Raw genomic sequence first — 11,863 nt, 5'->3', positions numbered from 1 at the left:
ATTGCTCTTTTCAAATAGGCATTTAAATATAACATCATTGCTTTCTTTTTTTGTTCATCCAATATCAGCGAATCTACAATACTAATTATTTGAAATGCATGATAAGCTCTTTCTGAAATGTGTTTCTTTACTTCATTTCCCCATTCCAAAGATAAAGGGTATTTTGCATTGTTACTAATTCTTCCTTCTCTTTCTTCAACACTATATATCGTCAGGGGTTCTGGAAAAAGGAGGAATTTAACACTATTCTCTCTTAATCTCAGACAAAAATCCCAGTCCTGGTGTTTTTTTAAAGTAGGATTAAACAATGTTTCTTTACCTATTTTGCTGGGAAATAAAAATGTACTCGTTTGAACTAAATTATTACCAATAAAGATATAATCCATAATGTCTTCTTTATCTCGCAAAGGTTTGTTTTTGATAATTTCTTCATTTCTCTCGCTTTTTCGGATAAGATCAGTAAAACACATGATGTTATCTTCGTTATAATCTTTTATAAATTGGAGTTGCTTTTCTAACTTTGTAGGGACCCATTCATCATCAGAATCTAATAGGGCTATATAGTCTCCAATACTCTCTTGTATACCTATATTTCTGGGACGAGTTCCTTGAGAATTTTCCTTTAATTTGATAAATTTAATTCTATTATCACTGATGGACTTTACTACATCTTCTGTATTATCGATCGAAGCATCGTCAACAATTATTATCTCAAAATTAGAATAAGTTTGTCTTAAAACACTTTTAATTGTCTTTTCTATTTGGTGTTCTCTATTGTAAGTAGGAATTACTACACTGACTAAAGGATTTATACTTCTAGCCATAATTTATCCCCTCCATTCTGTACCCCTATATAGCGAATTGATCAGTTAAAATTTAAATAATCTCAAAATAAAATTCAACTTCTATCAGTAGAGGATAAGGAACCCCCTACTGATAGAAGTTGAACAAATTAGGCTTTTACAGAGAGATAATCCTCCACCTATGTTTCTTTGGTTCCTTCAAGCATTGAGATGAAGGTCTTACTACCTGTTAATGCAGGATAAAGTCTTTCTTTCGGAAGAAATAAGAGTAAAAAATACGCTAAATATACCGGCGCAGAGTGTATAAACTGTGAGGTCATATAGGAAGCATTTATAATATATCCTGGATATATTATAAGTATAATTAGAAATAATATATCTTTAGATACTATATAAGCCTTTAAATTTAGAATAAAACCATAAATTATGATTAAGGCGACCAAACAAGTTCCAACTACACCTAATTTAACATATAGACTTACAAAAACATTATCAACAAAAGAAACCTTATAACTTCCGAGAGAAGAACCTCCGCCACTCATAATTTCTTTTCCTAGCCCATCTCCCAAAATAGAATTTTGTACACTTTCAATTGCATATTCATTTGTTACTATTCTATAATCAACTGAGCCAGACCCCTCATTAGTAAATCTACTTAATACCTCTCCAATAAGATCACTATTAGCTAATAGGGGTGAATTTACTAAAACTATTCCTAATAATAGTAATATAGGAATAGTAAAAAATAATATTCCAACATATAGAGAAGTAATTTTTTTATTTATAGCTTTATATAAGAATAGGTATATTAAAATAAAAAAGATCATTATAATACCTAAGGATATTAATGTTCTATTTTGAGACATTAAGAGAGATATGCTATTCAATAATATTGCAATTGTATTTAGCATTCTATTTTTTTTGATAAAAATCATATAAATTGATAAAAATAGGAATATATATTGGGCAGTATTATTAGGAAAAGTAACCCTATTCCCCCATATAACTCCATAAACATCTCCGTATAGATACGCTAAAAAACTGCCTCTCAAAAATAAATAGATAAAGATAGTTAAACAGGAGTATACAATTCCACTAATAATAAATGTCTTTATTATTTTGTTTGAATCTATTCTAAAAAGATTGATCCATTTTTGTAAAACAATATAAGTTAAAATAAACTCTAATAGTAATCTTATATCACTTGTTAAATAGGAATTATGGTTTTGACGGCCTATAAGGATTCCTATAATTAGGATACCCCAAATGGATGTAAAAACTATTATCTCTATTTTGCTAAAAATTAATAGTTTCTTTCCTCCCTTAATTGCTAAAATGAAACTCATAATTATTAAAAGCCATAATCTTGTATCCCATATTATATTTTTAGATATAAACCCAATAAGTGCCTCAAAATTATTATTTCTAGGGATCACTAAATTGGAAAAAATAAAGAGATATAATATATAATCATATTTCTTTCTAATAAAAAAAAACAAAAGTAAAGTCAATAAGATGATTGTCACATCATTTCTACTCCTTTAAATTGTATCTTTGTAAAACCTTGTTATTTCTCTTTATTAAGACTAAAGAGTCTATTAAAACTTCCTTGTATATAAAGAGTAAAGTTATTACATTAAAAATCCCTAATAAAATACAAATTATGTCTAATGAATTAAATGTAGCATAAAAACAAAAAACAATCAGGTTAATGGTTACTAAATAAAATTTCTTTAAATTATAGTTGTTTGTATACAATTTTTTGGAAAAGAATGTTCTTAAAGAGAAGAATACAATATAAGTAAACCCTGTAGATATTGCAGCCCCTATTCCACCCATAGATGGAATTAAAATACTATGACCAATAAGATTAACTATAGCTGTTAACAAGGTTATTATAATATGATATTTTGATTTTTTTTTAAAGTTTATACCTAACACTGTAGTTTCAGAGATAGTATACATAAGTGGCATAAACACTAAGAAAGGTATCATACTACTGGCAGGTCTATAACTTTCACCTAAAATTAGAATAATAACATCTTTCAAGAGGACTATTAAAATGCTAATAAAAAACATCACAAAAGTCACAATTTTGTTAACCTTCGTAAAAAAAGCCTTATTGTCTAAGTCCTGTTCAAATTTCTCATAAGCCACAGGAACCCAAAACATGGAAAATGCCATTTGAACTGCATTTAGGAGAGCTATTATAGAAAAAGCAGCTGAATATATGCCTAACTCTTTATAGCCTTGGTAATGCTTAATAAATAATCTATCACTAGATTGAAATAACCAGGTTATTAAAAAGGTGAAAATAAGAGGGGTTCCATATTTCAACAGTTCTTGAGAGGTGGTGTTTATCTTCCCTCTAAAATTTTTATAACTCCACAGGTCTCTTTCAGCTACAATGGCAATTATAGTAGCAAGTATATTGGATATCACGGTAGCATATACTAAAATTAGAAAATTTCTATTAAGAACAAAGAAAAGAAGTAGGATAAAGATAATATTTGTTATTTTCTGTATTATTTGCAATGTAGAGAAAAGCTTTCCATTCTGTTTCATCCTAATTACCAACATGGCAAATCTATTTAACAGTAAAGCGAAATTATTTAAAATGATTAAAAAAAGAAGTTGATAATTCTGTTCTTTAAATAATTGCTGTAGCAACATTTGTTTGAAAAGTATAATTATTATTGTTATAAAAATACAGAAAATTACTGATAAAGTAAAAGTTCTATACAAAAGCCTTCCTCTATTACTCTCAACTTCTATATAAAAATATCTCACAAAAGACTGATCCAATCCTAATAAGACAATTGCATTTATTACATTTGCCAATAACAAAAACATTGAAAATTTACCAAATTCTTCCGGGCTAAATAAACGAGTATTAAGAGGGGAGGAAACGAATCCTAAAATAAGAACTATCCCACTTCCCACAGCATAATCCATGAACTTCCTGAACAGATTTTTACTAGACATTTTTCCCACCATTTTCCTTAACACCAGTCTTTATTTACGGTTGAACATTGATTGTAAATTAAACTTAAAATAGTCCATTTCAAGTTCAATTTACATTTTTACAACTTTAATATTTTACCACATAACAGGAAATTTAAATTAACAAATCCCGTTTTGTGCTTTATCTTTATAACTTTAACAGAAATGTCATACCCGTAAATTTCAACTTAGAATGTACCTAATTATAGGTATTTTTTCTTTTTCACCATTAAGCGACTGACTAATATCTTCTGTACTTTTATATATTTATACAACCGATTCAAATAGCCTTTCTAGCTTCTTGTTTAACGTAGTAATGTTATGTTTATCCTCAATACTTTCTCTTGCAGAATAGCATATTTTTTCTGTATATTTATCATTTTCAATGATAAATTTAATTTTTTCATATATAGCATCTGAATCTTTTTCAGGAACTAAAAAACCATTCTCATTATTAATAATCAATTCCGGTATACCACTATGATACGTAGAGATTACGACTTTTTGCATAGCCATTGCCTCCATCAAAACTACAGGTATTCCTTCCATATCTCCATCAGCTCCTATAATACTAGGCGCTAAAAATATATCAGATCTCTCAATCAATAGTATAGCATCCTCTTGTTTTTTCCATCCAAGAAACTTAATTCTATCTTGAGTATTGGAATTTGCCACCTGAGTTTGCAACTCGGCTTTTAAAGGCCCGTCTCCAATAATACTATACTCAACATCGTAACCTTCATTTATTAATTTGGAGACTGCATCAATTGCGAATTTAATTCCCTTTTTTTCCACAAACCTAGCAACTGATAGCAGCTTAATAGTACCCTTAAGTTTGGATTTCACAGGACTAAATTTGTTAATATCTACGCCCATAGGGTGAATCATAATTTTGCTTTCTTCACAACCTAAAGTTTTAAGTTTTTGTTTCCAAAAATCACTAATTGGTAGAAACACGTCACCTTTTGAGAAAAGAAAATTATATATATTATTTCCTCTATATTTTAAATACGTTGTCATATCATAACCGTGAAATGTAGTGTAAACCTTTCCTTTTATAATCCCTAAATCCCTTAATATAGTAGCTAAAAGTCCATTAGGGCCAAAATGACAATGTATAATATCATACTCTAACGGTCGTTTCTCAGAAATTAAGTCTTTAAGAACCAATATATGTCTCAAATATAGAGCTTCCTTCCCATACTTAAGGAAATTTAAACTTTTAAATAGTAAAATTGGATTATTAAAAAATTTATTAAATAAAAACCTAAAACTTTCTTTTAATATATCTTCTTTTTTTGAGGGCACATTGTAGTAAATCGTTTTATTAATTAAAGAATATTTTTTTATGTCTTCATGGAACACTTCTTTACTTCTTGGTTTTTGAGCTAGTATTTCAACTTCATGACCTTGATCAATCAAACCCGTTATTTGATTTAAAACAAAGGTTTCCGATAACTTAGGAAACTGATCAACAACAAATAATATTTTCACTATAGTTCACTTCCTCTACAACTAATCCGTTATATATAAAATCATTATCATTTTACAGTCCATTTTTATTGACGCCTCAGCGAATCATTTTTGCTAACTTAAATGAAAGCAATTTATTTATTAGATACTACTAATATTATGAAAGCCAATAATATTTCATGGAAGAATTGTTTAAATTTATAATAGCTAAAAAATAAGGGATCAAGTATTATTCAGTAGGAAGACCATTAGGAGATTAGGAATCTTTATGGGTTTTGCTCGTCCTCTTCCAGAGACTTACTATTACACAGGTATCTGATCTTAGAACTTTTCAGAAGTTATTTATTTCCCGAAATAAGAATTTACAATATTCGTTTTTCTAGTTTTACTAGTTTTACTAGTTAATCTAGCACATACTTTAATCTAATCGTCAAATCCAATACTATCTTCTAACTTCTCACGCATCTCCTGTATCTCACCTTTAGTTTTTTGGTCCCAAGGAGTTGAAAATACAGGTACACTTTCCATAATTTCTCTGCTTTTTTCTATATACTCACTAGTTTTTCCCATGATTTTAGCTGGAACTCCGGCAACCACACATCCGCTTGGTATATCTCTATTGACTACACTTCCTGCAGCTACTATAACATCGTCTCCTATTTTTACATTTGGAAATACTATACTACCCCATCCAATAAAAACCCTATTTCCTATTTTTACTTTCCCGACCTTAGTTTTACCAAGACTATGTTTAGTTGATGCATCGTGTGCAAGAATAGAACTATTAGTAATAGTAACATCATTTCCTATTTCTATTAAAAAACAATGGCCGTAATCAATGTGAGTGTCATAAATTTTACAGTTTTCGCCTATCTTTAGACCTCTTCTTTTTAGCCTAATTAATTTTAACTTCATCAATAAATTACTTAGTCCCATTTTTCTCACCAGAAATCATTGATTTATTTAATGCTAAGTAGAGATTTTTTATTGTTTCAAAATAGCTATCAATATTAAAAAAGTTTTCCGCTATTTCTCTTGCCCTTGCACCCATCTTATAAAAGTCCGATCCCATTAGAAGTTTAAGTGTATATTCGGTTAACTGATCCTTATCACCGGCATTTAGAAGGAAGCCATTCTCTCCATTCCTAACTGCCTCATTTATACTCCCTACATTAGTTGATATTACCGGTATACCATAACTAATCGCTTCTAAGATAGACATTGGCAATCCTTCATTATATGATGGCAATATAAACAAGTCTGTTTCTCGTAAAAGGTTATGCTTTTGTTCATTATTAACCCAACCTACAAACTTGAAATATGAGTTTAATCCCAATTTGACAACTAACGCTTTGGCGGATTCCGCTAGTTCACCATCACCTGCAATAACAAATTCAACTTGCTTGTTGTTTTTTTCGAGTTCTTTAATTATTTCTTTTGAAGCCTCTATTAAATCCAAAATTCCTTTTCGTTTAATTAAGACAGCTAGAAATAATATCTTTATTCTCTCATTATTAATCGCATTTTTATTAACCGGAATTTGAACAGAATTCCTTAATATAAAGGTATTCGACTCTGGTTCTATCTGTTTTATTATCTTATTCCAACTTTCTCCTAAAGTAATTACTACATTAGACCCCTTTAATAACTTATGTATTTTTACTTTCAAGTTACTACTGCTTTTTTCGTAAAAGTCTTTAAATTCCGCACCATGGGTATGAGTAATTACTTGTTTATTAAAAAATTTAGCTAGTCTAAAAACAATGTATTTTCTGCTAAAACTTCCTCTTTCCGACATATGCATGTGTACAATTTTCACTTTCCCAAAAACTAGCTGACCACAAATTTCAATTAATCTCATCAAAAAATAAAGCGTTTTTTGAATCTTCCCGACACCCTCTATATGCGTCGGAATATATTTAAGAACAATATCATCCCCAAAATTATGGCGTAAAAAGGATTCTACTACAGTAGTCATACCTCCTTTAACATTCAAACTAGAACCAACCATTAATATCTTAGTAATACTTTGTTTTTCTGCCTTCACCTTATTCTCCACTTTCTCATGTTTTTTATACATCTAAAGATTTCTAAAAACTCGAATTATGGAATTGGTAAGTAAATTTTATGTTAAACATACAATTTGACCACTATTTCGTTAATTCCTTTAGAATCAGTTTCACAAAATACAAATCGTTAACAAAGTACCTTTTAAACATTCTCCTAGGCTCTTTAAGAAAACGATAAAACCATTCTAAACAAAGTTTTTGCATCCACAATGGTGCTCTCTTTACTGTTCCAGCCATAAAATCAATAGCTGCCCCAACTTGAATACTTACAGGAACCTTTAATGAATCTAAATTATTAGCAATAAAGAGTTCTCCTTTAGGTGAACCTAAAGATACAAATAATATATCAGGAGAAAACTCATTTATTTTGTTTAGGCTTTTCTTAAGTTCAGTAGTATCATTTTCAAACCCAAATGGGGGAGAATAACTTCCAATGTTAAAATCTACTCCAAATTCTTTTTTACATTTTTTCACAACCTCATCTGCAACTCCTGGCTGTGAACCAAAGATAAAGACTTTATAATTCTTTTCATATGCAAGCTCAAGTAACTTTGGTGTTAAATCTGCACCTGATAATTTTGACTTAAATGGTTTGTTAAATAGTCTAGATACTATTACTATAGGCATACCATCCACCAGCCTTAAGCTAGCCTTTTCATACGCCTTCTTAAAAGCTTTATTTTTATTTATATTAACTAGATGGTCCACATTAGGTGTAACAACAAAACTGTTGGAGCCTATACTTTTGTTCGTAACAATTAATTCATCTATAGTCTTTAACGCATTACACATGTCTAAGTTGTCAAAATTAATACCAAATATATTAATTTGTTCTCTTTCCATTATTGGAATCCTCACTTATTTATATCTTTTGAATTAAATTCATAATTAGTTCTTTCTGTCAAAATAAAACTATCATGTTTCTTCATCATAGGATAAAGCATCATGAGTTGCTCTAAATGTCCCCCAGATGAAGCGACAAAACATATCTTTAAAATTCTCCCTCTTTCGTTTGCATCAAAAAATAAAAAGGTAGAAATTTTAAATGCATGCTACCTTTTTATCTTTTGATTAATTTTGAATTATTTACTCTCAATGATTAAATCTTGTTTATTGGATAGTCGTCTGCCTATTGAATAATAATTTATCTCATGCTCTTGCACAACTTTAAGACTAAAGCAATTTCGTCCATCATATACAAACGCAGACTTCATTTTTTCTGCAAATATTTCTAATGGCAAGGACTTAATCTCATCCCATTCCGTTAAGATAAATACTAAATCTGTACCCTCAATAGCCTCTAAAGCACTTCCTACATATTGTACTTCTTCAGGCAGAACTTTTTTTGCATTTTCTATTGCTACAGGATCATACGCTTTTACATTAGCTCCCATTTTAATTAACTCTGGAATAATAGCGAGTGATGCAGCTTCACGGATATCATCAGTATTTGGCTTAAACGCTAACCCTAAAACACCAATAGTTTTACCTTCTAAAGATGAAAAATCTTTTAAAGCTTGATCAATAAGTTTGCGCTGTTGCTTATTGTTAAACTCAATTACTGCACTCAATAAACTAAAATCATACTCGACATTCTCAGCAATTTTCTTTAAAGCCTTTGTATCTTTAGGGAAGCATGATCCACCATAACCAATTCCGGCTTTTAGGAATTGATTACCTACACGTGAATCCATCCCCATTCCAAAAGCAACTTCTTCTACATCCGCACCTACTTTTTCACAAATATTTGCTATTTCATTTATGAAACTAATTTTAGTAGCTAAAAATGCATTGGAAGCATATTTAATCATTTCAGCACTTCTAATATCTGTTTCAAAGATTGGAATTCCAAACGGTTCATTTACTTTACGAATTATTTCTCCTGCTTTTTTATTGTCTGCACCAATGACAATCCGATCTCCATGAAAAATGTCATAAACAGCTGAACCTTCACGTAGAAATTCAGGATTTGAAACTACTTCTACATTTAAATGAGATGATACATTTTCTTTCAATTTCTTTTTAATGTAATGATTTGTTCCTACAGGTACTGTACTCTTAGTTACTACAACAATATCCTTTTTAATAATTTGAGCAATTTGTTGGGCTACTTGGTTAATATAGGTTAAATTTGCAGTTCCATCTTCATTCTCAGGTGTTCCAACTGCTATATAAATAACATCTACTTCTTTAAAAGCCTCTGCGTGTTGAGTGGTAAAATGAAGACGCCCCGCTTCAATATTTTTCACCATTAGCTCATCTAAACCTGGTTCATATATAGGCGACTTTCCTTCTTTCATTTTCTGTACTTTGTTTTCATCAGTATCTATGCAAATAACATTATGTCCGATTTCGGATAAACCTACACCAGTAACTAATCCTACATAACCCGTTCCTACCACTGCTATGTTCATATTTTTACTTCCCCCTAGTAAACGCCATACTTTGAAATACTAATTAGAGCATATACATAACTTTTCTACTAACATCGTATTTCAATATGTAACTAATTTTAAAAGTTCTAACCAATAAAATTACTATTTCGGCGTTTATATTCTAAACTCTTAAAGTAATAGCTTCATCATATTAAAATGCACTTTTCGAACCAAACAATAGAAATACTGTCTTAAAAATCAATTTAATATCAAACAACAGGCTTCTATTTTGGATGTACTGCAAATCTAGCTTTACCATTCCTTCAAATCCAACTGTATTACGTGCACTGACTTGCCATAGACCTGTACAACCAGGTGTAACAAGTAGGCGTTGCATATCATAAGCTGTGTACTGCGCTACCTCACGAGGTAAAGGAGGACGAGGCCCTACTAAACTCATGTCTCCTTTTAACACATTAATAAATTGTGGGAGCTCATCAATGCTAGTTTTACGAATAAACCTTCCCATCCTTGTTACTCTCGGGTCATGCTTCATTTTAAACATGGCGCCGGACACTTCATTATGCTTTAGAAGCTCCTGCAGCCGCTCCTCTGCGTCTGTAACCATTGAACGAAATTTGTACATATCAAATTCTTTGCCATCTTTTCCAACACGTTTTTGCTTAAAAAACACAGGTCCTTTTGGATCTTCCATTTTAATGGCAAGAGCTACTAGAATAAATAGAATAGATAATATGATAAGACCACAAGATGCACCGATAAAATCGATGCATCTTTTTATAAACAAATACAGTTTCCGTTCATTTACTTCTTGTTTACTGAGCAGTTGGGATTCTGGCTGCGATACACTTCTGTTTGCTACTTTTACCACGTCCATACCTATCCCACCTTACATTTATAGTGTCATTTTTTGTCCTTCCAATACTCCGTTCATAAACTTGAGTAGGTCCTCTTTTAAATCTTCATGCTGCAATGCAAACTCAATAGATGTCTGAATAAATCCTAATTTCTCCCCAACATCATAACGTTTTCCTGCAAAGTCATAAGCAAACACGCGTTGAATCTCATTCAAACGCTGGATCGCATCAGTCAATTGAATCTCTCCGCCTGCACCAACTTGTTGCTCTTCTAAGAACATAAAGATTTCCGGTGTTAACACATAGCGGCCCATAATTGCTAAATTAGAAGGCGCTGTTCCTGGAGCTGGTTTTTCTACAAATTGACTTACTTGATAGCGGCGACCACTTTGTGCTGATGGATCAATAATACCGTAACGGTGCGTCTCATGATCTCCTACAGTTTGTACACCGATCACAGAAGCCTGTGTTTGTTCATATTCGTCCATTAATTGACGAAGGCACGGTGTTTCCCCCTGTACAATATCGTCACCAAGAAGTACCGCAAATGGCTCATCACCAATAAAGTTTTTCGCGCACCAAACGGCATGTCCAAGTCCTTTTGGTTCTTTTTGACGAATATAGTGAATGTTTACTTTGGAAGATTCTTGTACTTTTTCTAGAATTTCATATTTACCTTTTTCTAAAAGATTTTGCTCCAACTCAAAAGCATGGTCAAAATGATCTTCAATCGCACGCTTTCCTTTTCCCGTTACGATAATGATGTCTTCAATTCCAGACTCAATTGCTTCTTCTACTATGTATTGAATCGTTGGCTTATCTACAATCGGAAGCATTTCCTTTGGCATTGCTTTTGTTGCGGGCAAAAATCTTGTTCCTAATCCCGCTGCTGGTATAATGGCTTTTCTTACTTTCTTCAAAATAAATCCCCCTTGTATCCTTTTAAGTGTTATATAACAATTTAAAAATAAAAAACTTAGCTATATGGTCGTACATCACAACAACATAGCTAAAGTTTCTATTTATGTATAAAAACTAAAAACGGGCATTAAACCCAACCTCACACCATACTCTTGACGACGCGCGTCTAAGGTAAAACACATTTACCCACAGTATGACCGAGTACCTCCATTGATAGCGGTAAGGAGACATCACCGTTTCATCATCAGAAAAGCGGAATCGGCTCGTTCAGCTCCGGAAGGCAGAGGTTCTCTCCCCAAAAAGGCGCTTTTTGCCTTTATGGGGGGAGGTTCTCTGACAGG

Annotated in this window: 10 protein-coding genes; all 10 read right to left on the bottom strand. The window is 31.4% G+C overall.

Translation table 11 applies throughout. The annotated features are described in order from the left end of the window. On the bottom strand, nt 1–824 hold an 824-nt coding region (locus H540_RS0119470), incomplete at its 3' end, for a glycosyltransferase family 2 protein (RefSeq protein WP_034671270.1). Between the two features lie 158 nt (nt 825–982). Then, nucleotides 983–2,329 carry an O-antigen polymerase gene (locus H540_RS0119465; protein WP_028401705.1) on the bottom strand — a complete coding sequence of 449 codons (1,347 nt, stop codon included), beginning with the start codon at nt 2,327–2,329 and terminating at the stop codon, nt 983–985. A gap of 7 nt (nt 2,330–2,336) precedes the next feature. Continuing rightward, complete coding sequence (locus H540_RS30320; RefSeq protein WP_211241904.1) at nt 2,337–3,758, bottom strand: oligosaccharide flippase family protein; 1,422 nt, start codon at nt 3,756–3,758, stop codon at nt 2,337–2,339. 315 nt (nt 3,759–4,073) lie between these two features. After that, nucleotides 4,074–5,300: a glycosyltransferase gene (locus H540_RS0119455; RefSeq protein ID WP_028401704.1), complete on the bottom strand. Its 1,227-nt coding sequence runs from the start codon at nt 5,298–5,300 to the stop codon at nt 4,074–4,076. Between the two features lie 402 nt (nt 5,301–5,702). After that, nucleotides 5,703–6,215, bottom strand: a complete 513-nt coding sequence (locus H540_RS0119450; protein WP_051317156.1) for an acyltransferase — start codon at nt 6,213–6,215, stop codon at nt 5,703–5,705. Continuing rightward, entirely contained in the window at nt 6,202–7,326 is a 1,125-nt protein-coding gene (locus H540_RS30315) for a glycosyltransferase (RefSeq protein WP_162144541.1), read from the bottom strand. Before H540_RS30315 ends, H540_RS0119450 begins: the two co-directional genes overlap by 14 nt. A 103-nt stretch (nt 7,327–7,429) precedes the next feature. Next, entirely contained in the window at nt 7,430–8,191 is a 762-nt protein-coding gene (locus tag H540_RS0119440; RefSeq protein ID WP_028401702.1) for a WecB/TagA/CpsF family glycosyltransferase, read from the bottom strand. 239 nt (nt 8,192–8,430) lie between these two features. Then, nucleotides 8,431–9,762 carry a UDP-glucose dehydrogenase family protein gene (locus H540_RS0119435; protein ID WP_028401701.1) on the bottom strand — a complete coding sequence of 444 codons (1,332 nt, stop codon included), beginning with the start codon at nt 9,760–9,762 and terminating at the stop codon, nt 8,431–8,433. A 172-nt stretch (nt 9,763–9,934) separates the two neighbouring features. Beyond that, nucleotides 9,935–10,621 carry a sugar transferase gene (locus tag H540_RS0119430; RefSeq protein WP_028401700.1) on the bottom strand — a complete coding sequence of 229 codons (687 nt, stop codon included), beginning with the start codon at nt 10,619–10,621 and terminating at the stop codon, nt 9,935–9,937. An 18-nt stretch (nt 10,622–10,639) separates the two neighbouring features. Then, nucleotides 10,640–11,521 (bottom strand): UTP--glucose-1-phosphate uridylyltransferase GalU, encoded by an 882-nt coding sequence (galU, locus tag H540_RS0119425; protein WP_028401699.1) that lies wholly within the window; start codon nt 11,519–11,521, stop codon nt 10,640–10,642. Between the last annotated feature and the right edge of the window lie 342 nt (nt 11,522–11,863).

This window comes from Ectobacillus panaciterrae DSM 19096, from assembly GCF_000430785.1.
GTDB classification, from domain to species: domain Bacteria; phylum Bacillota; class Bacilli; order Bacillales; family Bacillaceae_G; genus Ectobacillus; species Ectobacillus panaciterrae.
This window is presented reverse-complemented; position numbering and strand designations above follow the sequence as displayed.

Excerpts from the sequence above, each read along its gene's own strand:
- H540_RS30320 (WP_211241904.1), bottom strand. The coding sequence starts at position 3,758 with ATGGATTATGCTGTGGGAAGTGGGATAGTTCTTATTTTAGGATTCGTT.
- H540_RS0119450 (WP_051317156.1), bottom strand. The coding sequence starts at position 6,215 with ATGGGACTAAGTAATTTATTGATGAAGTTAAAATTAATTAGGCTAAAA.
- H540_RS0119440 (WP_028401702.1), bottom strand. The coding sequence starts at position 8,191 with ATGGAAAGAGAACAAATTAATATATTTGGTATTAATTTTGACAACTTA.
- H540_RS0119435 (WP_028401701.1), bottom strand. The coding sequence starts at position 9,762 with ATGAACATAGCAGTGGTAGGAACGGGTTATGTAGGATTAGTTACTGGT.
- H540_RS0119430 (WP_028401700.1), bottom strand. The coding sequence starts at position 10,621 with ATGGACGTGGTAAAAGTAGCAAACAGAAGTGTATCGCAGCCAGAATCC.